The organism is Streptomyces sp. NPDC002076, assembly GCF_053593835.1.
In genome coordinates this window covers 60,426-81,304 of the sequence record NZ_JBSFDI010000010.1, presented here as the reverse complement: position 1 = coordinate 81,304, position 20,879 = coordinate 60,426, and the positions used below count along the sequence as shown (strand labels likewise).

Genomic DNA, 20,879 nt, shown 5'->3' with positions numbered 1-20,879 from the left:
TGAGAGTTTCCTTGAAGGGCGTTGTTACGGGGTGGTCGAGGCGCGCGGTTGACGAAGACTGCTGCGCATGGCCACGAACGTCCTCGACGCAACGGCGCCCACCGGCGCCGTCCGCCGCGCGCCCTGGCGATCCCCGGCGGACGAGCCCGCGTACGCGCGCCCGGCGCTGCTGCTCCTCACCGCCCTCGCCGCCGTTCTCTACAGCTGGGGCATCGACCACAGCCAGTACCACACGTTCTATGCGAGCGCCGCCCGCAGCATGACGGAGAGCTGGAAGGCGTTCTTCTACGGTTCTTTCGACCCCGGGAATTCCATCACGCTCGACAAATTGCCGGGATTCCTGTGGCCGCAGGCGCTCTCCGCGAGGCTTTTCGGATTCCATCCCTGGGCGCTGGTCCTGCCTCAGGTCCTGGAAGGAGTGGCCAGTCTGCTGCTCCTCCACCGCCTGGTGCGCCGCTGGGCCGGGGTGAACGCGGCGCTGATCGCCTGCGCGGCCTTCCTGGCGACCCCCGTGGCGGTGGGGTTGTTCCGCACCGCGGTCGAGGACCCCGCGTTCACGCTGTGCCTGCTGCTGGCGGCCGAGGCCACCCAGCGCGCCGCCCGTGACGGCCGGCTGCGCCCGCTGCTGGCGGCCGGCGTCTGGGTCGGCCTCGGCTTCCAGGCCAAGATGCTGGAGGCGTGGGCCGTACTGCCGGCGCTCGCCCTGGTGTACCTGCTGTCGGCACCCCTCACGCTGAGCCGCCGCCTGTGGCACCTCGCAGTGACCGCCCTGGTGGTGACCGCCGTGTCGGCGTCGTGGATGCTCGCCGTCACCCTCACCCCGGCCAAGGACCGGCCGTATGTGGATGGCACCACCAACAACTCCGCGTTCAGCATGGTGGTCGGCTACAACTTCCTGAACCGCTTCTCCGCCCTCGGCATCAGCGCGGCCTCCACGGGCAGCGTGAGCGCGACCCAGGGCGGCGGAGGCGGGCATACCCGCGCCGGACTTGCCTTCGGCGGCGCGGGTGGCACGGATGCCGGGCTCCTCCGGGACGCTCGCGGACCGGCGCTCACGGCCGCGGCCGGGGCGCGCGCCGGCCGGCCGGACACCGGCGGCTTCGGCGGTGGCCAGAACGGCTGGTCGAAGATGTTCGGTACGGCGCTCGCCTCCCAGACCGGCTGGTTCTACCCGATCGCCGCGGTGGCCGCGATCTGCGGACTGCTGTGGCGACGGGGACGGCCGCGCACCGACCGGCTGCGCGCCGGATACGTCCTGTGGACCACCTGGCTCGCTCTGTACTTCCTGGTCTTCAGCGCGGGAAGCGTCGCCGGCCACACGTACTACATGGGCGTGATCGCGGTACCGCTCGCCGCGCTCACCGGCGCCGGGACCGTGCTGATGTGGCGCGCCCTGCGAGCCGGCGGGCCCCGCGCCTGGGCCCTGCCCGGCGCGGTGGCGGCGACGGCCGCCTGGAGCGTGTATCTCGCCGGCCGGTTCCCGTCGTTCCTGCCCTGGCTGGCCCCCGCGGTCGCCGTGCTCGGCATCGCCGCCGTGCCGCTGCTGCTCCTCGCCCGGCCCGGACGGCCGAGCGCCGCGGGCCGGATCGTCCTCGCCGGGCCGGCCGCCGCCCTGGCCGCCGTGCTCCTCGCGCCGAGTGCATGGGCCGTACAGGTCTTCAACCCGAGTTACCGCACCTCCATCATGGGCACCGTCGGCCCGTCCGCCATGAGCCGTGGCTTCGGAGCGGGGCGACCGGGGCCGGGGCGGTTCGGCCAGGCCGCCTGGGCCGGCGGCCCGATGCCTGGGCGGCCGGCCCGCGGCGGCGCGCGCGGCCCGGGCCGGACCGGGTTCGGCGACTGGGGCGGCTCCCCCGGCCGCGGCGGCGACGGCGGCAGCTCACTGACCGCCGACCAGCGCCGGGTGCTCGACTACACCCGAGCGCACCAGGGCTCCGCCACCTACGCGTTCGCCACCAGCAGCTGGAGCACCGCGTCGCCGTACATCCTGGCGACCGGCGCCCGCGTCCTGCCGCTCGGCGGGTTCAGCGGCCGTGTGCCGTTTCCCACCCAGGCGCAGTTCCGGCGGCTGGTCGACGCCGGCGAGGTGCACTACGTGCTGCTGGGCGGAGGCCGCGGCATCGGGCCCGCTTCCCCACGCACCGGGAAGACGGCCGTCGCGCAGATCACCACCTGGGTTCGGTCCGCCTGCACCGAGGTGCCGGCCGCGGCCTACGGCGGGACGACGCCTCTGAGCGACGCGCGGACGGCCACCGTCCAGACCCTCTACCGGTGCGGCCCCGGTCGGTAGCATGATCCCGGTCCTGCAGTGATCGGGCGAGGAGCGGATCATGCGAGACATCGCCGTCTTCAGCGGCAGTGCCCATCCCGACCTGGCCCACGAGGTCTGCGCGCACCTCGGCGTGCCGCTCAGCCCCACCCGGATCAGCCGGTTCGCCAACGACTGTCTGGGGGTGCAGCTCCAGGCCAACTGCCGGGAGCGGGACGTCTTCCTGATCCAGCCGCTGGTCCGGCCGGTGCAGGAGCACCTGGTGGAGCTGCTGCTGATGTGCGACGCCGCCCGGGGCGCCTCCGCGGCCCGGATCACCGTCGTCATGCCGCACTACTCCTACGCCCGCTCCGACAAGAAGGACGCGCCGCGCATCTCGATCGGCGGCCGGCTGGTCGCCGATCTGCTGGTGGCGGCCGGCGCGGGCCGGGTGCTCGCCATGACCCTGCACTCCCCGCAGGTGCACGGCTTCTTCTCGGTGCCGGTCGACCATCTGAACGCGCTGCGCGAACTCGCCGCGCACTTCCGGCGGTACGACCTGACCCGCACCACGGTCGTCTCGCCGGATCTCGGCAACGCCAAGGAGGCCGCCGCCTTCGCCCGGCTGATCGGGGCTCCGGTGGCGGCCGGCGCCAAACAGCGGTTCGCGGACGACCGGGTGAGCATCAGCTCCGTCATCGGGGATGTCACCGACCGGGACGTCATCGTGCTGGACGACGAGATCGCCAAGGGCAGCACCGTGGTGGAACTCCTGTCCCGGCTGCGGGAGTTGGGCGCGCGGACGATCCGGGTGGCATGCACGCACGGGCTGTTCGCGGCGGGTGCGCTGAAACGGCTCAGCGATCAGCCGGACGTGCTGGAGATCGTCTGCACCAACACCGTGCCGCTCCCTGAGGAGGAGGAGCACACCGACAAGCTGCGCGTGCTCTCCATCGCCCCGGCCCTCGCCGAGGCGGTACGGCGCATCCACAACGGTGAATCGGTCAGCGCCCTGTTCGAGCAGTCGTAGCCAGCGCCGCGTCCAGCGTCGGGTGCGGTGGCAGCAGCCGGGACAGACCCGTGACCCGGAAGACGCGCAGGGTCAGCGGATGCGTGCACACCAGGTGGACCTGCCCGCCGCCGTCCAGCACCCGGGCGCGCGCCCGGTACAGCAGCCGCAGCCCCGAGCAGTCGAAGAACTCCACCGACCGCAGGTCGATGACGACCCGTGCCCCGGGCCGGCCGGTGACCCGGTCCAGCGCGGGGCCGATCTCGGTCGCCGAGAGCAGGTCGATCTCGCCCCGCAACTCCAGCACCGTGTGCGCCCGGTGTTCGTACACACGGAGGTGACCGGTGAGTGGTACAGGCTCGTCTCCCACGACGGCATCACCTCCCACCCGCGCCCGGACGACGGTCTCCCGATCGTCAAGTTACCCTCGATGGAAGGAATTTGAGCATGTTCGGTTGACATATGTCTTCGAGTTTGAAGCGTGTCGCCCGGTAACCCTGGTCGGTCCGACCGGTGTTGCCGCTCAGTCGACCAGAAGGACCAGCTTCCCCGCCGTCCGTCCGGTGTCGCCCACTTCGTGCGCCTTCGCCGCCTCGGCCAGCGGGAACGTCCCGGCGATCGTCGCCTTGAGCTTTCCGGACTCCACCAGCTCCGCGATCGTCTCCATCCCGGTCCGGTCGGCGTCCACCAGCATGCGCACCGCCCGTACGCCGAGCCGCTCGGCCTCGTCGTAGAACTCCCGCGAACCCACCGGCAGGATCGACACCACGACACCGCCCGGCCGCAGCACCTTCAGCGACTCGACGGAGGTGTCCCCGCCGAGCGTGTCCAGGACCACGTCGACGTCCCGTACCGCCTCGGTGACATCGGTCGTCCGGTAGTCGACCGGCTCGTCCACGCCGATCTCCCGCAGGAAGTCGTGCTTGCCGGCGCTGGCCGTGCCGATCACGTACGCACCGCGCGCCTTCGCGATCTGCACCGCCACATGCCCGACCCCGCCGGCCGCAGCGTGGATCAGCACCCGCTGCCCGGGTCGTACGTCCGCGTGTTCGGTCAGCGCCTGCCAGGCGGTCAGGGACACCAGCGGCAGGGCGCCCGCCTGGGTGTGGTCGATCGAGGCCGGCTTGGGTGCCAGGGCACGGACCGGGGCGATCACATACTCGGCGTGCGCGCCATGGCCGTAGGGGTAGGGCAGCATGCCGAAGACCTCGTCGCCGGGCGCGAAGGCGGCCACGCCGATCCCGGTCTCGGCGACCTCGCCGGAGACGTCCCAGCCGAGGACGAACGGCGGCTCGCCCAGGAAGCCGCCCGTCGCCCGGTGCTTCCAGTCGGTCGGGTTGACCCCCGCCGCCCGGACCCGGACCAGCACCTGGTTGGGGCCCGGCTTCGGCCGTTCCACCTGTACTTCCCTCAGGACCTCGGGACCGCCGAGGACGTCCTGGCCGATGGCTCGCATCGTGTTCACATCGCTCATGGTCACCCAGCCTGCCGGGCCCCTGCCCGCCCGGGAAATGGCATGATTGCCAAGCTTCGATAGGATCGTGCCATGCCCGACATGCAGTTGCGCACCCGGCGCCCGGAGCGCGTGGTCGTCCTCGCCCTCGACGGCGTCTACCCCTTCGAGCTGGGCATCCCCAGCCGCATCTTCGGTGCCGCCGACGGTCACTACGAGGTGCTGACGTGCACGGTCGACGGCCGTCCGGTGCGCACCAACGCCGACTTCACGATCGGTGTGGCACACGGCCCGGAGATCCTCGGGACGGCGGACACCGTGGTGATCACCTCGATGCCGCCCGCGTACATCCCCACCGAACTGCCGGACGAGGTCGCCGCCGCCCTCGGCCGCATCCGGCCGGACGCCCGGATCGTCTCGATCTGCACGGCCGCGTTCGTGCTCGCCGAGGCCGGCCTGCTCGACGGCCGGCGGGCGACCACGCACTGGCAGGTGGCCGACGTGTTCCGCCGCCGCTTCCCGAAGGTCGACGTCGACCCGGACGTCCTCTTCGTCGACGACGGCCGCATCCTCACCTCCGCCGGGGCCGCCTCCGGCGTCGACGTCTGCCTGCACATCGTCCGCACCGACCACGGCAGCGAGCTGGCCAACTCCGTCGCCCGCCGCTGTGTCGTCCCGCCGTTCCGGGACGGCGGGCAGGCCCAGTACATCGAGCAGCCGGTCCCCGTCAGCGGCGCGGCGAGCACGGCCGCGACCCGCGCCTGGGCCCTGGAGCGCCTGGACGAGCCGCTGGCTCTCGCCGATCTCGCCGGCCACGCCCGGATGAGCCTGCGCACCTTCGCCCGCCGCTTCAACGACGAGGTCGGCCTGAGCCCGGGCCGCTGGCTGATCCAGCAGCGGGTCGCCCGCGCCCGGCAGCTGCTGGAGTCCAGCGACCTGCCGGTGGACCGGATCGCCGCCGAGGTCGGCTTCGCCACCGGCGCTTCGCTGCGCCAGCACCTGCACGCCGCGATCGGGGTGTCCCCGCAGGCGTACCGGCGGACGTTCCAGCAGGCCCGCTGAACGTTTCGGCCCGGCCCGGCGTCGAAGAACCGGATCATGGCACCGACGTAGAGGGGCGGGCATGCGCAGAGGGCTGGTGGCGGTGACGGTACTGGCGGCCGTGGCGACGGCGGGGTGCGGCGACGGCAGCGGTCCGGACCGGGTGGTGAAGGGAACCCCTCCGGCCCACCCGTACCACGGTCCGCTGGACGTGCCCACCAAGGAGCTCGACGGCAGCGGCCCGCGCGCCCTGCGCGTGGCCTCCGGCGCCGCCGGCCGGGCGCTGGAGTGCGACGGGGAGATCCACGAGGGCTCCGGACCCGACGGATGGGCCGCGTCCGAGGGCGGCGACACACCCGAGGCGGGGCTCGATCTGTACTTCGACATGGTCCGGCCGGACCTGCCCGACCACGGCTACCGGGTGGAGCGCAGGGAGAAGGACCGGGTGCTGTACTCCTTCGACGTGGGCGGCCGGACCAAGGTGGCGGTCGTGGTGGCCAGGGACCAGCAGGGCCGGCCGGGCTGGGGCCCGGAGACGAGCGCCGCCTGCGACCCGGCCGAACTCCCGGCGAGTTTCACGCGCGGCCGGGAGATCTGGACGGACCGCGCGGGCAGGAGGGTGCCGGTGAGCAGACTCACCAGCTCGCCCGGCCCCGAACACTGCGGCTGGCGGTCCGCCCACTTCCTCGACCTGCACGGCGCGACCTACGTCCGCGACCCCGAGGGCGTGCTCGGCGCCGGCCTGCTCACCGCGCCGTACCGCGCCCACGTCCGGGTCCCCGCCGCCGCCCACGACACCGGCTACCGCTACCGCCACTGGCGGCTGTGGCTCACGGACGACGAGGCGACCGCCTACGTCCGCACCCCCGGCGGAGCCGAGGCCTGGCCCCGGCTGAAGCAGGGCGTGGGCTGCAAGTGAGCCGTCACCCAGCCGCGTACACCCGCTCCCCGCCCACATAGGTGAGCGCCACGGCCGTCTCCGTGATCGCCTCCGGCGGCCCGGCGAACGGATCGCGGTCCAGCACCACCAGATCGGCGAGCGCGCCGACGGCCACCCGGCCGGTGTCGTCCAGATGGTTCACATGGGCGGACCCGGCCGTGTACGCCGTCAGCGCGTCCGCGAGGCCGAGCCGTTCCTGAGGCAGGAACACCGGGCCGGTGCCGCCCGGTTCGACCCGGTTGACCGCCACATGGATGCCCTGGAGCGGATCGGGGCTGCTCACCGGCCAGTCGCTGCCCGCCGCGAGCCGCGCTCCCGAGCGTAGCAGCGCGCCGAACGGGTACTGCCAGGCGGCCCGTTCGGGCCCGAGGAAGGGGATCGTCAGCTCGTCCATCTGCGGCTCGTGCGCGGCCCACAGCGGCTGGATGTTCGCGGTGGCGCCGAGCCGGGCGAAGCGGGGCACGTCGTCCGGATGCACGACCTGGAGGTGCGCGAGATGCGGCCGGGTGTCGCTCGGCCCGTTCGCGGTGCGGGCCGCCTCGATCGCGTCCAGCGCGTCGCGAACGGCCCGGTCGCCCAGCGCGTGGAAGTGGCACTGAAAGCCCAGGGCATCCAACTCCGTGACGAACTTGGGAAGTTGCTCCGGGTCGAGGAAGCTCTTGCCGCGGTTGGCGGTCGCGCACCCGCACCGGTCCAGATAGGGGTCGAGCAGCGCGGCCGTGCCGTTCTCGGCGACCCCGTCCAGCATCAGCTTCACCGAGCCCGCCCGGAACCGGCCGTGGCTCAACGCGGCACGTTTCTCGACGAGTTCGGGGATCTGCTCGGCCCCGCGGTCCCGGTCCCACCACAGCGCGCCCCGCACCCGCGCGGTGAGCGAGCCGTCCCGCGCCGCCGCGCGATACGCCTCGGCCGGGTCGTCCATGCCGAGGAAGTCACCGACCAGCGCGTCCTGCCAGGCGGTGATGCCGAGCGCGTGCAGATGCCGCTGGGCGTGCAGCAGGGCGGCCAGCCGGTCGGCCGGAGTGGCGGGCGGGGTGAGCCGGCCGACGAGCTGCATGGCACCCTCCTGGAGCGTGCCGCTGGGCGCTCCGGAGGCGTCCCGCTCGATCCGCCCGTCGGCCGGGTCGGGCGTGTGCCAGTCGACCCCGGCCAGCTCCAGCGCCCGGCTGTTGACCCAGGCACCGTGGTGGTCCCGGTTGGGCAGATACACCGGCCGGTCCGGTACCACCGCGTCCAGCAGCTCCTTCGTCGGCGTTCCGCCCGCGAACGCCTCCATCGACCAGCCGCCGCCGAGGATCCACTCCCGCTCGGGATGGGCCTCGGCGTACGCCCGTACGGCGGCCACGGTCTCCTCGGCCGTCGCCCGGCCCGACAGATCGCACTGGGCCAGCTCCAGTCCCGCCGGCACCGGATGGACATGCGCGTCCTGGAAGCCGGGGAGCAGCAGCCGTCCGGCGAGGTCGACCACTTCCGTGCGCGGCCCGGTGAGGTCGCGCAGCTCGTCGTCCCCGACGGCGGTGATCCGGTCCCCGGTGACGGCCACGGCGGTTGCCGTACGGCCGTCCGGGGTGAGGACGGGGCCGCCGGTGAAGAGGAGGTCAGCGTGCATGATGCCCTTCCTGACAGGTCAGTTGGAGGTGGTGAGCAGCTCGGGCGCGTCGGCGTCGGTGCCGGCCCCGGTACGGAAGTACGGTGATCTGCGCACCCACTTGGCCCACGCGGCCACCGCGAACCCGGACACGATCATCGCGACCGGCATCAGCAGCAGGAACCAGCCGTTGTCCGCGCGGAGTTCGAGATGGTCGGCGGAGGTGTAGAAGGACCAGCCCAGATAGCCGCCGAGGCCCAGCAGGGCCAGCGCGCTGAGCGCGGGCAGCAGCACCGCTCGCACGCCCTGCCGCCAGTCCTCGCGCAGCATGGCGCGGAAGCGTACGGCGGCTGCCAGCGCGGTGAGCGCGTAGGACAGGGCGACGACGATGCCGACGGCGTTCACGATCGCGTCGATCATGTCGGCGAGGCGGGGGATCACCAGCGCGGCCGCCGCCACGACGACGGCCAGCGCCCCGATCAGCAGTGTCCCGGCCGCCGGAGTCCCGTACCGGGCGCTGACCTTGGACCACACCGGACCGAGGGTACGGTCCCGGCTCATCGCGAACGTCCCGCGCGCGGTCGGGATGACCCCCGCCTGCAGCGAGGCCACCGCCGAGAACATCAGGGCGACGAGCGGCAGCGCGGCCAGCGGCTGGTCGGCCAGCCGGTCCCCGTAGTACGCGAGCCCCTGCGCGCCATGACCAGCCAACTGGCCCTGTGACAGCACCCGTTGGAAGGCGACCGAACCCAGCAGGAACAGCCCGAGCATCGTCACCAGGGTGATGGTCCCGGCCCGGGAGGCGTCCCCGGGGTCCCGTACCTCCTCGTTGACGGTGAACGCCGCCTCGAACCCCCAGTAGCAGAACACCGACAGCAGCAGGCCCTGCGCCAGCGCGGTCGCCGAGGGGATCGCGAAGGGGTCGAACCAGGAGAGGCTGAAGGAGTGCGGCCCGGTGACGACGCCGTAGCCGCAGAAGCCCAGCAGGACCAGGTACTCGAAGACCAGCAGCCCGGTCTGCAGCCGCGCCGCCGTGCGGACACCGGTCACGGCGGTCAGGGTGACGGCGACCAGGACGACGATCCCCAGCGCCGTCGTCTGCGCGGTCGAGCCCGGATCGAGACCGAGGGACCCGATCCGGTGCAGCCCGGCCTCACCGGCGAGCTGCAGCAGCGCCGAACCGGTCACCGCCGTCGTGTAGGCGAGGAACGCCACGCTCGCCACGACGTTCACCCAGCCCACCATGAATCCGAGCCAGGGGCTGAGCGAACGGCCCACCCACACATAGCCGTTGCCCGCGTTCGGCTCCACCCGGTTCAGCCGCGAATAGGCCCCGGCGATACCGAGGACGGGCAGGAAAGCCAGCAGCATGATGGCCGGCAGATGCGGGCCGACCACGCCCGCGGTCACCCCGAGCCCGATGCCGATGCTGGTCGTGGCGGCCGTACTGGACGCGGCGACGGCGACACCGTCCACCACGCTCAGGGACCTGCGCAGCTCGGGCCGCGCGGGGGGATCCACTCCGAAGGGTCTGTCGCTCATGGCCGGTTCTCCGCTCGCACCGCGGGGCCCCGGACGGCCCCGGTGACCGGAAATGAAACTGCCGGGGCACTTAACAGGTCAACGGTGTTGTCATAAGGTGCCGACACACCCCAGGGAGGGCCCATGACCGACCGCGTTGTCCCGGCCGCCGCCCGGCAGCGACGCCGCCCCACCAAACAGGGCGTGATGCTCTCCGAGGAGCTGATCGTGGAGACCGCCCTCCGGCTCATCGAGGAGCACGGCGCCGACGCGCTCTCCGTACGCCGCCTAGGCCGGGCCCTCGGTGCCGACCCCAGCTCCCTCTACCGGTACTTCCGGCACACCGACGACCTGATGCTGGCCATCGCCGACGAGCTGATCGGCCGCACCCTGCGGACCTGGCGGCCGACCGGCGACTGGGCGGCCGACCTGCGCGATCTGGGCCTGCGCATGCACGCCGGGGCGCTCGCGCACCCCCGGGCGGCGATGCTCAGCGCCCACCGCGTCACCGGGCGCGCCCAGGAGATCCAGGCCGTGGAGAGCATCCTCGGCGTACTGCGCCGGGCGGGCTTCCCGGACCCGGAGGCGGTGCGGATCTACCACGCGTTCGTCGACCAGGCCCTCGCCTTCGGCGCCCTGGACTCCGCGGGCACCGCCCTGCCGAGGGCCGCGCGCGAGGCCGAGGCGGACGTATGGCGCAGCACCTACGGCCGGCTGCCCGCGGACACCCATCCGCACATCGCGGCCACCGCGCCCCATCTCGTCGCCACCATGCGGTCCAGCTCCTACCCGGCCGCCCTCGAACTGCTCCTCACTGCGGCGCAGACACGCCTCGATCACATTCGTGCGGGGAACCGGGGCTGACGGCCACACTGGACGGGATCCGGATCCCGAGGAGGCCGTACGCCATGACCCCACCGCCCGCCCGCACCGCCGCAGAGCGCAAGAAGGACACCCTCCACCGGCTGGAGAACGACGTCGACGTATGGGTCGCCACCGCCGGCCCCGACGGCGCCGCCCCCTATCTCGTGCCGTTGTCCTTCGTGTGGGACGGCGCCACCGTGCTGATCGCCACCCCGGCCGAGAGCCCCACCGGCCGCAACCTCGTCGCCACGGGCCGCGCCCGGCTCGGCCTCGGCCCGACACGGGACGTTGTCATGATCGATGGCACCGTCCAGTCGTGGACCCCGGAGGACTTCCCCGAGGAGGACGCTGAGGTCTTCGCCGGCAAGACGGGCTTCGACCCCCGCCAACTCCCCACTCGCTACCTGTACTTCAGGGTCCTCCCGCAGCGTGTGCAGGCGTGGCGCGAAGCGAACGAGCTGAGGGGCCGGGAGTTGATGAGAGACGGGGAGTGGATCGCCCCGTAAGCGGCGCGGGGCTGTGTTCGGTGCGCGGCTCAGCCCCGGCTCCCCTCCTTGGAGGCCACAGGCCAAACCCCCGTGGACCGGGCGATCGCCTTCGCGCCGGTACGATTCACCGCACTGCGCACCACCGCGAAGATCGCCCCCTGCACCGCCGCCGCCAGCAGAATCTCCCCCCAACCCCGGTCCTCGTCCAACGCGTCCGGCGCGTCCTCCTCGTGCCGGAGCGCCATCCACGCCTTCCGGAAGGCCACACCGGCCAGCGCGCCGCCCGCCCAGCTGAGCATGAAACCGATCGGCTGGTAGACGAGGGGAAGCTTCTTCTTCTTTGTCTTGGCCATGTGTCACTTCTTCCTCGCCGGACGGCCCTCATGCGGGCCTTCCGCCGGGGGCCACCCGTTCGCCGGGCGGCACCGGGCCCGGTGGCGTACCGTCCCCGAAGGGCCGTCCACCCAGCTCCTGGCGGTGGTGCGGAGTCAGCCAGCCGGCGAGATCGGGGCCGAGCGGCACGATGCCGGTCGGGTTGATGCCGGTGTGCACCTGGTGGTAATGCCGCTTGATGTCGTCGAAGTCGACCGTGTCGCCGAACCCGGGCGTCTGGAACAGATCCCGGGCGTACGCCCACAGCACCGGGTTCTCCGTCAGCTTCCAGCGGTTGCACTTGAAGTGGCCGTGGTAGACGGCGTCGAACCGGACCAGCGTCGTGAACAGCCGGATGTCCGCTTCCGTGAGGGTGTCGCCGACCAGATACCGCTGTCCGGCCAGCCGCTCGGCGAGCAGTTCCAGCCGCCGGAAGACGCCCGCGCACGCCTCCTCGTACTCCTTCTGGTGCGTGGCGAACCCGGCCCGGTACACGCCGTTGTTCACGTCCTCGTACACCTCGGCCATCACCCGGTCGATCTCCTCGCGCCGGCCGGCCGGGTACAGATCGGGCGCGCCGGGCCGGTGCAGGGCCGTCCACTCGGTGGCCAGGTCGAGGGTGAGCCGCTGGTAGTGGTTGGTGACCAGCCGTCCGCTGGGGACGTCCACGACCGCGGGCACGCTGACCCCGCCCGGGTAACCGGTCTCGCGCCGGTCGTAGGCCTCGCTCAGGAACCGGATGCCGAGCACCGGGTCGCGGCCGTCCGGGTCCAGGGTGAACCGCCGGCTGCGGTCGTCCTGGACGGGATCGGCGACCGCCATCGACAGCGCGCCCTCCAGGCCCAGCAGCCGGCGTGAGATCACCACCCGGCTCGCCCACGGACAGGCGCGCGAGACCGCCAGCCGGTAACGGCCCGCCTCGACCGGCCGGCCGTCCCGGCCGCCGGCGGTGGTCCGGTCCGTGAAGTGGCTCCTGGACCGGGTGAACGTCTTGTGCTCGTAGGCGCGGTTGCCGTCGCCGTCGCCTTCCATGTCTCCTCCTCGCCGGCCGGGGCTCCTCGGGCACCGCGTTCCCCGTTTTCCGGTGCCCGCACGGTGTGATCCGCCCGCTCGCGGGCAGTCGGCGTTAGGTGAGCGGGACATCCTCAGAGAGGGAGAAGGCCGCACGCACGGCCGAGGACCACGCGCCCGGCACGGGCTCGAAGACAGACCGGCAGACCAAGGTCACCGTCCTGGTGGCGCTCGCCGCCAACCTGGTGATCGCCGTCGCCAAGGCCGTCGGCGGTGTCCTCGCCGGCTCGCCCGCGCTGCTGTCCGAGGCCGCGCACTCCGTCGCCGACAGCTTCAACGAGGTGTTCCTGCTGGCCGCGCTGCGCCGCAGCCGCCGCCCCGCGGACGCACAGCACCCCTTCGGCTACGGCAAGGAACGCTTCTTCTGGTCCCTCCTCGCCGCGGTCGGCATCTTCGTCATGGGCGGCTGTTTCTCCTTCTTCCAGGGCTTCGAGGCCCTGCGCCAGGGCACGCAGGAGAAGTTCAGCGGCTATGTGGCAGGCCTGATCGTGCTGGGCGTGGCCCTCGTCGCCGAGGGCGTCTCGCTGCTGCGGGCCCTGCACCAGGTACGCCGGCAGGGCGCGGGCCTCGGCTCGGTGGCCGACCCGGCGCTGCGGACGGTGGTCGCCGAGGACGGCACGGCGGTGCTCGGCGTGACGCTCGCTCTCGCCGGGATGGGCCTGCACATGGTGACCGGGCAGGTCGCCTGGGAGGCGTCCGCCTCGCTGGCCATCGGCGTCCTGCTGGTGTACGTCGCCTACCGGCTCGGCCGTGACGCCCGCGACCGGCTCATCGGGGAGGCCGCCGACCCGGAGCTGAGCGGCAGGATCCGCTCGCTGCTGCGGGCACAGCCGGAGATCGACAGCGTCGAGGCGCTGTTCACGATGCAGACGGGCCTGGACTCCACCCTGGTGGCCGCGCGCATCGACCTGGTGCCGGGTCTGGACAGCGAGCGGGTGGAGGAGGTCGCCGTACGCATCAAGCGGTCGCTGGCCCGGACGTTCCCCGAAGCGGGGCAGATCTTCCTCGACGTGACCGACCGGCCGGCCGGCGAGGCACGAGAGAGCCCCGCCGCGACGGGGGAACGCGGCGGGGCCTGACGCACGAGTGCCCGCCCCGGGACGGGTTCACACCTGCCCGGCGCAGATTCTTCCGAATCCCGCCGGTGCCCGGCGCGAATCAGCTCTCGTCAGCTCTCGTCGAGGGGTTCCAGTACGAAGACCGGGATCTCCCGCGCCGTCTTCTTCTGGTAGTCGGCGTACGGCGGGTACGCGGCGACGGCCCGCTCCCACCACCTGGCCCTCTCCTCGCCGGTGACCTCACGGGCCCTCATGTCCCGCTTGACCGGCCCGTCCTGCAGCTCGACATGCGGATCGGAGGTGATGTTGAAATACCACACCGGGTGCTTGGGCGCACCGCCCTGGGAGGCGACCACCGCGTACGTCCCCTCGTGCTCCACCCGCATCAACGGCGTCTTGCGGATCTTTCCGCTCTTCGCGCCCCGGCTGGTCAGCAGGACGACCGGCAGCCCGGTGTCCATCAGCGTCGTGCCCTTCGTCCCGCCGGAGCTCTCGTACAGCTCGACCTGCTCGCGCACCCACTGCGCCGGGCTGGGTTCGTACTCGCCCTCAAGAGGCATGGGATCCGTCCCCTTCGTCGGTCCAACAGCTCTCTGCCACCGGCATTCAACACCGGCGGGCCCGTGAATCATCCGTACCGCGGATCACTTGCGCCGACCGGGCGACGACCTCCGGCCAATCGCGCAGCGCGGCGGCGCCCACGGCACGGCGACCCCGGGTCCCGTCGGCCAATCGCGCAGCGCGGCGGCGCCCACGGCACGGCGACCCCGGGTCCCGACCGCCCGCCCGGCGCTCACCCGTGTCGGGCGGATCCTGGCCGACGGCGAGGACGCGCTCGGGCTCGGCGCCATCCGGCGGACGCCCGCACCGACCGCACCGACCGGACGGCCGCACCGACCGCACCGACCGGACGGCCGCACCGACCGCACCGACCGGACGGCCGCACCGACCGCACCGACCGGACGGCCGCACCGACTGGATGACCGGACGCCCGCATGGGCCTGGCGTCGGCATGGGCCTGACGCCCGCACCGGTCTGACGGCCGCACCGACCGGACGACTGGACGACCGGACGCCCGCACCGGCCTGACGGCCGCATGGGCCTGGCGTCCGCATGGGCCTGACGGCCGCACCGACCGGACGACTGGACGACCGGACGCCCGCATCGGCCTGGCGTCCGCATGGGCCTGACGGCCGCACCGACCGGACGACTGGACGACCGGACGCCCGCACCGGCCTGACGCCCGCACCGGTCGGCCGTGTCTGTGCCGCCCGGTGCGCACCGCACCTGGCCTCCCGGGACAGCCTCGTCGTACAGCAGTACGTGGACGAGGACGGCCTGGCCGTGGCGCGCGCCTTCGCCGCCTTCGGCGAGAGCCGTCGGTTACCGTGAAACGTGGACGGACTCCGGCCGGTTTCCGTCCCTGTGACCCCTGTTCTTCGGCCAGATCACCCACATCGCCGAACTGGCCGAACTTGCAGTCGACCCATAGATGCCCGGGGCATCTAATGAAGATCGGCACGACGCACTACTTCGTCTGCGAGGTCTTCCATGACGGAACTGACGGACCCCACCGGCCCGGCGAACCCGGCCGACCCCGTCGCCTTCCCGCAGGACCGCACCTGCCCCTACCACCCGCCCACCGGATACGAGCCGCTGCGCGACGGGCGAGCCCTGTCCCGCGTCACCCTGTTCGACGGCCGCGAGGTCTGGGCGGTCACCGCCCACGCCACCGCCCGCGCGCTGCTCGCCGACCCCCGCCTGTCCACCGATCGCCGCCGTCCCGGCTTCCCCATGCCCACCGAGCGCTTCGCGGGCATCCGTGACCGCCGCGTGGCCCTGCTCGGGGTGGACGATCCCGAACACCAGCGCCAGCGGCGGATGATGATCCCGTCGTTCACCGTCAAACGCGCCGCCGAACTGCGGCCGTGGATCCAGCGGACCGTGGACGGTCTGCTGGATGCGATGATCGCGCAGGGGCCGCCCGCCGACCTGGTCCCCGCCTTCGCACTGCCCGTGCCGTCGATGGTGATCTGCGGGCTGCTGGGCGTGCCGTACTCCGACCACGAGTTCTTCGAGGAGCAGTCCCGCAGGCTGCTGCGCGGCCCGCGGGCGGCCGACTCCGTGCAGGCCCGCGCCCGTCTGGAGGAGTACCTCGGCGGGCTCATCGACGCCAAGGCGAAGCAGGTGGAGCCCGGCGACGGCATTCTCGACGACCTGGTCCACCACCAGCTGCGCGACGGCACGGTGGACCGCGCCGAACTCGTGTCGCTGGCCGTCATCCTGCTGGTCGCCGGCCATGAGACGACCGCCAACATGATCTCCCTCGGCACCTTCACCCTGCTCCAGCACCCCGACCGGCTGGCCGAGTTGCGCGCCGACCCGGCGCTGCTGCCCGCCGCCGTGGAGGAGCTGATGCGGATGCTGTCCATCGCGGACGGGCTGCTGCGCGTGGCGCTGGAGGACATCGAGATCGCCGGCACCACCATCCGGGCCGGTGAGGGCGTGCTCTTCTCGACCTCGGTGATCAACCGCGATCCGACCCTGTACGACGACCCCGACGCGCTGGACTTCCACCGCCCCACCCGCCACCACGTGGCGTTCGGCTTCGGGATCCACCAGTGCCTGGGCCAGAACCTCGCCCGCGCGGAGCTGGAGATCGCCCTGCGCAGCCTGCTGGCCCGGCTGCCGGGGCTGCGGCTCGCCGTGCCGGCCGAGGAGATTCCCTTCAAGGGCGGCGACACGATCCAGGGGATGCTGGAACTCCCCGTGACCTGGTAAGAGGCTCTGCTCATGCACATCGAGATCGACAAGGACATCTGTATCGGCGCCGGCCAGTGCGCGCTGACGGCACCGCGCGTCTTCACCCAGGACGACGACGGCTACAGCACCCTGGTGCCCGGGCGAGAGGACGGCGCGGGCGACCCGATGGTCCGGGAGGCGGCCCGCGCCTGCCCGGTGAGCGCGATCAGGGTGTCCTAGGATCGCCGGCCGAGCCCGCCCGGACCGGCGGTCGCCACCAGGGCCCGCGCCGCCTCGCGGGCCTCGGCCGCAGGCCGGGTGCTGCCCGTGATGCCCGCCGTCACCATCGCGCCCTCCGCGAGCAGGAACAGGGGCCCGGTGAGCGCGGCGGGCAGTCCGGCGTCCGCCACGAGCGAGGCCAGATGGTCCCGGAACGCCTCCTTGTGAGCCCGCACCTGCTCGGCGACCAGCGCGGAGGTCGCGCCCAGCTCACCGTAGGCGTTGATCCAGGCGCAGCCGCGGAAGCCGTCCTCGCCGAACCACCCCTCCAGCCAGTCGAACACGGCCGGGATCCGCTCCCGCGGGTCCCGCTGCCGTGCCACGTGCTCGGCGAGGCGTCCGCGCCAGCGCTCGTCCCGCCGGGCCAGGTACGCCGCGACGAGCTGCTCTTTGGCGGGGAACAGCTGATAGAGGCGCTTGAGCGACACGCCCGACGCGCCGCGCAGTTCGTCCATGCCCACGGACTGCACACCCCGGGCGTAGAACAGCTCCTCGGCGGCGTCGAGCGCCCTGTCCCGGGCGGCCGTGCTGTCCATCGGCGACACCATGACTCCTCGAAGTCCTTGACCTCACGCCCTCCTTGACTGGAGAACGACCGTTCTCCTATCGTAGCAGCCACCTGGAGAACGCTCGTTCTCCGGTGCCGCCGAGCCCAGGAGGAGACCCATGGCCGACGACCGTCCGCCCTTGCCGCCGTTCACCCACGAGACCGCCGCGCAGAAGGTCCAGGCCGCCGAGGACGCCTGGAACACCCGCGACCCGCAGAAGGTGGCGCTCGCCTACTCAGAGGACTCCGTCTGGCGCAACCGCAGCACCTTCGTCACCGGCCGCGCCGGGATCGTCGCGTTCCTGACCGCCAAATGGGAGCGCGAGCTGGACTACGCGCTGCGCAAGGACCTGTGGGCCTTCGACGGCAACCGCATCGCCGTCCGCTTCCAGTACGAGTGCCACGATGCCGACGGCCAGTGGTGGCGCTCCTACGGCAACGAACTGTGGGAGTTCGACGAGCACGGCCTGATGACCCGGCGGGAGGCCAGCATCAACGACGTACCGATCGAGGAGAAGGAGCGCCGCATCCACGGCCCGCGCCCGGAGGCCGAGCGAGGGCGGTCCTTCCCGCTTCAGTAGCGCGCCCGTTCAGCGGGATCTAGCGAGGATCCCCGGGCCTTCGGGCCCGGGAGGGATTGCTTCTCAAGGCGGCCTTCGGCGGGTAGTGCACCAAGAGGTGGACGTGATCGCGTTCGTTGTTGAACTTGCGCAGTTCCGCTCCGAAGTCGGTACACACGTCGTGCATGACCTCTTCGCAGCGCTTGAGGATGTCGTCGGTGAATGGGCTGCGCTGGTACTTCGGGGTGAAGAGCAAGTGTGCGTGCAGGCTGTAGACGACCGTAGGACCCCTGCGGATATCGGGGGTTTGGCTCATCGTGGTGACGTAGAGCACTGTTATGATCACGCTCGTGAAGGTCGTGACGCAGGTGAAGCTGATACCGGAGGCCGACCAGGCCGCCGCGCTGTCGGCGACCCTGCGCACGCTCAACGACCTGGCCACCTGGGTTTCTGAGGTGGCGTTCGTCAACGACGTTCCGCGTGAGTACGAGCTGCGCAAGCACACGTACCCGCACCTGAAGGCCGAAGGGCTCGGGGCGCAGGCTGCACAACATGTGATCAAGAAAGTGCGTGACGCGTACACCACGCTGCACGCCAACCTCAAGGCCGGGAACTACGGCAAGCCCGGCAGTACGCGCCGCATCAAGGTCGAGTCCAAGCCGATCATGTTCCGGCCCGATGCCGCGCAGCCCTATGACGATCGGTGTCTGAGCTGGCAGTACGACACGCAGACGGTCTCCATCTGGACCACCGCGGGCCGGGTCAAGGGTGTGCGGTTCGCGTGTTCGACCAACGCGCTCATGGTGCTCCAGCAGTACCGCAAGGGCGAGAGTGACCTGATCGAGCGTGACGGCGTCTTCTACCTGATCGCCACCTGCGATGTCCCCGAGGCCGCCCGGTTCGAGCCGGACTCGTTCATCGGCGTCGACCTCGGCATCGCCAACATCGCCACCACGTCCACCGGCTACCAGGCTGCCGGGCGCGGCCTGAACCGGTACCGCAAGCGGCAGCTTGCCTTGCGGACCAAGCTCCAGAAAAAGCGCACCAAGAGCGCCAAGCGCCGGTTGAAGGAGCGCTCCCGCCGCGAACAGCCGCACGTCAAGAACACCAACCACATCATCGCCAAGACGATCGTGACCGAGGCTGAACGCACCTTTGCCGGGATCTGCCTGGAAGAACTCAAGGGAATCCGGCAGAGGGTACGGCTCCGCAAGCCCCAACGGGTCACCCTCCACTCCTGGGCCTTCGCCCAGCTCGGAGACTTCATCGTCTACAAGGCCAAGCGGGCCGGTGTGCCCCTGGTCCTCGTCGATCCCGGGTACACGTCGCAGACATGCGCCGAGTGCGGCCACGTCGACAAGCGCAACCGTGTCGACCAGGGGCTTTTCATCTGCCGGGGGTGCGGGGTCGTTGCCCACGCCGACCGGAATGCTTCCCACAACATCGCCCAACGCGGCGAGAGGGTGTGGAATGCGGGGCGTGAGTCACGCGTCCCCTGCCACCCCGTAAGGGGTGTCTGGACGGAGGAGCCAACCCAGCAGCCAGTTGGGCACTACCTCCAAACCCGGCCCTTTAAGGCCGGGTCAAGTTGACTAGGGTTCCGGGATGACCGAACAGGCCGAGAAGCCCTTCCTCTACGTCGTCGTCTGCGCGGCCGGGATCGCCGCCGGCGTCAGCAAGCTGATCAGCGCAGCCCAGGAACGGGACTGGGAGGTCGGCGTCATCGCCACACCGGTCGCCATGGCCGGCTTCTTCGACAGCGCGGCCGTGGCGGCGCAGACCGGCCGGCCCGTCAGATCGGCCTGGCGCACGCCGGCCGACCCCCGGCCCTTCCCGCCGCCGGACGCCGTCGTGGTGGCACCCGCCACCTTCAACACCGTCAACAAGTGGGCGGCCGGCATCGCCGATACCCTCGCGCTCGGCACCCTGTGCGAGGCCGCGGGCCTTGGCATACCGATCGCCGTCCTGCCCTGTGTCGCCGACGCACTGGCCGCCCATCCCGCCTATCGGGCCGGCCTGGAACGGCTGCGCGGGATGGGCGTCCGCTTCGGCGCCCCGTACACCGGCGAGGCCGGGCCGGACGGCGGCCGGCCGGACTTCGCCTGGGAACGGGCGCTGGATCTGCTCTAGCGGCAGGTCAGTGTCGGTCCCGCCAGCATGTTCCCGGTGAACATGTCCTGGCCCTTCGGCACCCAGTAGCCGAGCTTCGACACCACCGTGGAGCACTTGGCGCCGACCGTGAAGCGGACCTGCAGCGTCTCCGGGTGGCCGGGCTGCAGCTCGGTCACCGTGCAGTCCAGGGAGTGCGCCACCCGGGTCTTCGACGGGTACCGCCCCACCAGCGGGTTCACACAGCGCTTGTCGGCCGTGCTGATGCGCAGACCGGTGCCCTCCTCGCCGATCATCCCCAGCCGCGCGTTGCCGTCGCCCACGTCGGCGTCCCGGTGGATCGTGTACGTCACGGTGGTCGTGGCGTTGCGGCGCAGCACGTTCTTGTCGACGGTGACGGAGTGCGTCGCCTTCGCCTTGGGCGCGGTCAGCGACACGGTGGCCTGCACCGTGCCCTTCAGATCGACTCCCTCGGGCGCCGACCGGACCCGCACGGTGGCGCTGAGGCCGTAGGTGCCCGGACCCGGGTACAGGCCCGAGCCGGGCAGCAATCCGGTGCCGAGGGTCTTGCCGGACCGGGTGGCCTTCCAGGTGCCCTCGGTGCGACAGGCGTAGCGGACCCGGGAGCCGGCGATCCGGCAGCTGGCCGGGGCGGTGATGTTGAACCTCGGGACGCCGGTGTCCGCGCACAGGCTGACCTCGGCCTGCTCACCGTGCGCGCCGCGCAGCGTGCCGGCCGCCGAGCACAGGGTCGCCGGGGCCTCGGGCGCGGCCGCGGCCGCCGGCGCGGCGGCGGGCCGGGACTGTGCGCAGGCGGGGGTGACCAGGGCCAGCGGCAGCAGCGCGGCTCCGGCCAGGGTTCTGAAAGAGGTGGGACGAGTCGGCACCGCGTTTCCTCCGGAGCGGCCGAGACCGGCCGGATGCCGGTCGTCTGCGCCGAGGATGAGCCGACAGTACGACGATCGTTCCGCTCCCACGCCGGACGGGTC

Annotated in this window: 22 protein-coding genes and 1 pseudogene; 13 read left to right on the top strand and 10 right to left on the bottom strand. The window is 72.1% G+C overall.

Going from position 1 to position 20,879, the window contains the following annotated elements; translation table 11 throughout:
• Positions 1-67 precede the first annotated feature (67 nt).
• Both ACWCQS_RS21980 and ACWCQS_RS21975 read left to right on the top strand, forming a co-directional pair.
• Positions 68-2,290: an ArnT family glycosyltransferase gene (locus ACWCQS_RS21980; RefSeq protein WP_451005988.1), complete on the top strand. Its 2,223-nt coding sequence runs from the start codon at positions 68-70 to the stop codon at positions 2,288-2,290.
• 40 nt (positions 2,291-2,330) lie between these two features.
• Positions 2,331-3,278 carry a ribose-phosphate diphosphokinase gene (locus ACWCQS_RS21975; protein WP_451005987.1) on the top strand — a complete coding sequence of 316 codons (948 nt, stop codon included), beginning with the start codon at positions 2,331-2,333 and terminating at the stop codon, positions 3,276-3,278.
• Here the strand turns inward: ACWCQS_RS21975 and ACWCQS_RS21970 are convergent.
• Entirely contained in the window at positions 3,253-3,627 is a 375-nt protein-coding gene (locus ACWCQS_RS21970; protein WP_451005986.1) for an anti-sigma factor antagonist, read from the bottom strand. The two genes, ACWCQS_RS21975 and ACWCQS_RS21970, sit on opposite strands and share 26 nt — an antisense overlap.
• A gap of 153 nt (positions 3,628-3,780) precedes the next feature.
• Complete coding sequence (locus ACWCQS_RS21965) at positions 3,781-4,731, bottom strand: NADP-dependent oxidoreductase (protein WP_451005985.1); 951 nt, start codon at positions 4,729-4,731, stop codon at positions 3,781-3,783.
• Between the two features lie 72 nt (positions 4,732-4,803).
• Between ACWCQS_RS21965 and ACWCQS_RS21960 the strand changes: the two genes are divergently transcribed.
• Together ACWCQS_RS21960 and ACWCQS_RS21955 are read left to right on the top strand one after the other, a co-directional pair.
• Positions 4,804-5,772, top strand: coding sequence for a GlxA family transcriptional regulator (locus ACWCQS_RS21960; protein WP_451005984.1), 969 nt, complete (start codon positions 4,804-4,806; stop codon positions 5,770-5,772).
• A gap of 61 nt (positions 5,773-5,833) precedes the next feature.
• Positions 5,834-6,670, top strand: a complete 837-nt coding sequence (locus tag ACWCQS_RS21955; protein ID WP_451005983.1) for a hypothetical protein — start codon at positions 5,834-5,836, stop codon at positions 6,668-6,670.
• A 4-nt stretch (positions 6,671-6,674) separates the two neighbouring features.
• On the opposite strand, the gene ACWCQS_RS21950 is transcribed toward ACWCQS_RS21955, so the two are convergent.
• Together ACWCQS_RS21950 and ACWCQS_RS21945 are read right to left on the bottom strand one after the other, a co-directional pair.
• Positions 6,675-8,300, bottom strand: coding sequence for an amidohydrolase (locus tag ACWCQS_RS21950; RefSeq protein WP_451005982.1), 1,626 nt, complete (start codon positions 8,298-8,300; stop codon positions 6,675-6,677).
• 18 nt (positions 8,301-8,318) lie between these two features.
• A complete protein-coding gene (locus ACWCQS_RS21945; protein WP_451005981.1) occupies positions 8,319-9,821 on the bottom strand; it encodes an APC family permease in 1,503 nt (500 codons plus the stop codon).
• A 123-nt stretch (positions 9,822-9,944) separates the two neighbouring features.
• On the opposite strand from ACWCQS_RS21945, the gene ACWCQS_RS21940 reads away from it, so the two are divergent.
• Both ACWCQS_RS21940 and ACWCQS_RS21935 read left to right on the top strand, forming a co-directional pair.
• Positions 9,945-10,664 carry a TetR/AcrR family transcriptional regulator gene (locus ACWCQS_RS21940; protein WP_451005980.1) on the top strand — a complete coding sequence of 240 codons (720 nt, stop codon included), beginning with the start codon at positions 9,945-9,947 and terminating at the stop codon, positions 10,662-10,664.
• A 44-nt stretch (positions 10,665-10,708) separates the two neighbouring features.
• On the top strand, positions 10,709-11,170 hold the full coding sequence (locus tag ACWCQS_RS21935) for a pyridoxamine 5'-phosphate oxidase family protein (protein WP_451005979.1): 462 nt from the start codon (positions 10,709-10,711) through the stop codon (positions 11,168-11,170).
• A gap of 29 nt (positions 11,171-11,199) precedes the next feature.
• On the opposite strand, the gene ACWCQS_RS21930 is transcribed toward ACWCQS_RS21935, so the two are convergent.
• Positions 11,200-11,505 carry a DUF4235 domain-containing protein gene (locus ACWCQS_RS21930; RefSeq protein WP_451005978.1) on the bottom strand — a complete coding sequence of 102 codons (306 nt, stop codon included), beginning with the start codon at positions 11,503-11,505 and terminating at the stop codon, positions 11,200-11,202.
• Positions 11,506-11,533: 28 nt separating this feature from the next.
• Complete coding sequence (locus ACWCQS_RS21925) at positions 11,534-12,556, bottom strand: glutathione S-transferase family protein (RefSeq protein WP_451005977.1); 1,023 nt, start codon at positions 12,554-12,556, stop codon at positions 11,534-11,536.
• 98 nt (positions 12,557-12,654) lie between these two features.
• On the opposite strand from ACWCQS_RS21925, the gene ACWCQS_RS21920 reads away from it, so the two are divergent.
• A complete protein-coding gene (locus ACWCQS_RS21920) occupies positions 12,655-13,674 on the top strand; it encodes a cation diffusion facilitator family transporter (protein WP_451005976.1) in 1,020 nt (339 codons plus the stop codon).
• Positions 13,675-13,763: 89 nt separating this feature from the next.
• Here ACWCQS_RS21920 and ACWCQS_RS21915 read toward each other — a convergent pair whose 3' ends face one another.
• Positions 13,764-14,213, bottom strand: coding sequence for a nitroreductase family deazaflavin-dependent oxidoreductase (locus ACWCQS_RS21915; protein WP_451005975.1), 450 nt, complete (start codon positions 14,211-14,213; stop codon positions 13,764-13,766).
• Positions 14,214-14,766: 553 nt separating this feature from the next.
• On the opposite strand from ACWCQS_RS21915, the gene ACWCQS_RS21910 reads away from it, so the two are divergent.
• From ACWCQS_RS21910 to ACWCQS_RS21900, 3 genes are all read left to right on the top strand, one after another.
• On the top strand, positions 14,767-15,045 hold the full coding sequence (locus ACWCQS_RS21910; protein WP_451005974.1) for a hypothetical protein: 279 nt from the start codon (positions 14,767-14,769) through the stop codon (positions 15,043-15,045).
• Between the two features lie 159 nt (positions 15,046-15,204).
• The gene (locus tag ACWCQS_RS21905; RefSeq protein ID WP_451005973.1) at positions 15,205-16,434 is read left to right on the top strand and encodes a cytochrome P450; all 1,230 of its coding nucleotides are present in this window, start codon (positions 15,205-15,207) and stop codon (positions 16,432-16,434) included.
• 12 nt (positions 16,435-16,446) lie between these two features.
• Positions 16,447-16,635 carry a ferredoxin gene (locus ACWCQS_RS21900; RefSeq protein WP_451005972.1) on the top strand — a complete coding sequence of 63 codons (189 nt, stop codon included), beginning with the start codon at positions 16,447-16,449 and terminating at the stop codon, positions 16,633-16,635.
• Here ACWCQS_RS21900 and ACWCQS_RS21895 read toward each other — a convergent pair.
• A complete protein-coding gene (locus ACWCQS_RS21895) occupies positions 16,632-17,210 on the bottom strand; it encodes a TetR/AcrR family transcriptional regulator (RefSeq protein WP_451005971.1) in 579 nt (192 codons plus the stop codon). The genes ACWCQS_RS21900 and ACWCQS_RS21895 overlap by 4 nt on opposite strands.
• 130 nt (positions 17,211-17,340) lie before the next feature.
• Between ACWCQS_RS21895 and ACWCQS_RS21890 the strand changes: the two genes are divergently transcribed.
• Positions 17,341-17,802 carry a nuclear transport factor 2 family protein gene (locus tag ACWCQS_RS21890; protein ID WP_451005970.1) on the top strand — a complete coding sequence of 154 codons (462 nt, stop codon included), beginning with the start codon at positions 17,341-17,343 and terminating at the stop codon, positions 17,800-17,802.
• Positions 17,803-17,866: 64 nt separating this feature from the next.
• Here the strand turns inward: ACWCQS_RS21890 and tnpA are convergent.
• Positions 17,867-18,097 (bottom strand): annotated as a pseudogene (gene tnpA / locus ACWCQS_RS21885) (IS200/IS605 family transposase); the annotation flags it as partial.
• A 22-nt stretch (positions 18,098-18,119) separates the two neighbouring features.
• Between tnpA and ACWCQS_RS21880 the strand changes: the two are divergent.
• Entirely contained in the window at positions 18,120-19,373 is a 1,254-nt protein-coding gene (locus tag ACWCQS_RS21880) for an RNA-guided endonuclease InsQ/TnpB family protein (RefSeq protein ID WP_451005969.1), read from the top strand.
• Positions 19,374-19,386: 13 nt separating this feature from the next.
• The gene (locus ACWCQS_RS21875) at positions 19,387-19,911 is read left to right on the top strand and encodes a flavoprotein (RefSeq protein WP_451005968.1); all 525 of its coding nucleotides are present in this window, start codon (positions 19,387-19,389) and stop codon (positions 19,909-19,911) included.
• On the opposite strand, the gene ACWCQS_RS21870 is transcribed toward ACWCQS_RS21875, so the two are convergent.
• Positions 19,908-20,777, bottom strand: a complete 870-nt coding sequence (locus ACWCQS_RS21870) for a hypothetical protein (protein ID WP_451005967.1) — start codon at positions 20,775-20,777, stop codon at positions 19,908-19,910. The genes ACWCQS_RS21875 and ACWCQS_RS21870 overlap by 4 nt on opposite strands.
• Positions 20,778-20,879 lie beyond the last annotated feature (102 nt).

Coding starts and splice junctions, on each gene's coding strand:
- ACWCQS_RS21980 (WP_451005988.1), top strand. CDS start 68: ATGGCCACGAACGTCCTCGACGCAACGGCGCCCACCGGCGCCGTCCGC.
- ACWCQS_RS21975 (WP_451005987.1), top strand. CDS start 2,331: ATGCGAGACATCGCCGTCTTCAGCGGCAGTGCCCATCCCGACCTGGCC.
- ACWCQS_RS21965 (WP_451005985.1), bottom strand. CDS start 4,731: ATGAGCGATGTGAACACGATGCGAGCCATCGGCCAGGACGTCCTCGGC.
- ACWCQS_RS21960 (WP_451005984.1), top strand. CDS start 4,804: ATGCCCGACATGCAGTTGCGCACCCGGCGCCCGGAGCGCGTGGTCGTC.
- ACWCQS_RS21955 (WP_451005983.1), top strand. CDS start 5,834: ATGCGCAGAGGGCTGGTGGCGGTGACGGTACTGGCGGCCGTGGCGACG.
- ACWCQS_RS21950 (WP_451005982.1), bottom strand. CDS start 8,300: ATGCACGCTGACCTCCTCTTCACCGGCGGCCCCGTCCTCACCCCGGAC.
- ACWCQS_RS21945 (WP_451005981.1), bottom strand. CDS start 9,821: ATGAGCGACAGACCCTTCGGAGTGGATCCCCCCGCGCGGCCCGAGCTG.
- ACWCQS_RS21940 (WP_451005980.1), top strand. CDS start 9,945: ATGACCGACCGCGTTGTCCCGGCCGCCGCCCGGCAGCGACGCCGCCCC.
- ACWCQS_RS21935 (WP_451005979.1), top strand. CDS start 10,709: ATGACCCCACCGCCCGCCCGCACCGCCGCAGAGCGCAAGAAGGACACC.
- ACWCQS_RS21930 (WP_451005978.1), bottom strand. CDS start 11,505: ATGGCCAAGACAAAGAAGAAGAAGCTTCCCCTCGTCTACCAGCCGATC.
- ACWCQS_RS21925 (WP_451005977.1), bottom strand. CDS start 12,556: ATGGAAGGCGACGGCGACGGCAACCGCGCCTACGAGCACAAGACGTTC.
- ACWCQS_RS21915 (WP_451005975.1), bottom strand. CDS start 14,213: ATGCCTCTTGAGGGCGAGTACGAACCCAGCCCGGCGCAGTGGGTGCGC.
- ACWCQS_RS21910 (WP_451005974.1), top strand. CDS start 14,767: ATGGGCCTGACGGCCGCACCGACCGGACGACTGGACGACCGGACGCCC.
- ACWCQS_RS21905 (WP_451005973.1), top strand. CDS start 15,205: ATGACGGAACTGACGGACCCCACCGGCCCGGCGAACCCGGCCGACCCC.
- ACWCQS_RS21900 (WP_451005972.1), top strand. CDS start 16,447: ATGCACATCGAGATCGACAAGGACATCTGTATCGGCGCCGGCCAGTGC.
- ACWCQS_RS21895 (WP_451005971.1), bottom strand. CDS start 17,210: ATGGACAGCACGGCCGCCCGGGACAGGGCGCTCGACGCCGCCGAGGAG.
- ACWCQS_RS21890 (WP_451005970.1), top strand. CDS start 17,341: ATGGCCGACGACCGTCCGCCCTTGCCGCCGTTCACCCACGAGACCGCC.
- ACWCQS_RS21880 (WP_451005969.1), top strand. CDS start 18,120: ATGATCACGCTCGTGAAGGTCGTGACGCAGGTGAAGCTGATACCGGAG.
- ACWCQS_RS21875 (WP_451005968.1), top strand. CDS start 19,387: ATGACCGAACAGGCCGAGAAGCCCTTCCTCTACGTCGTCGTCTGCGCG.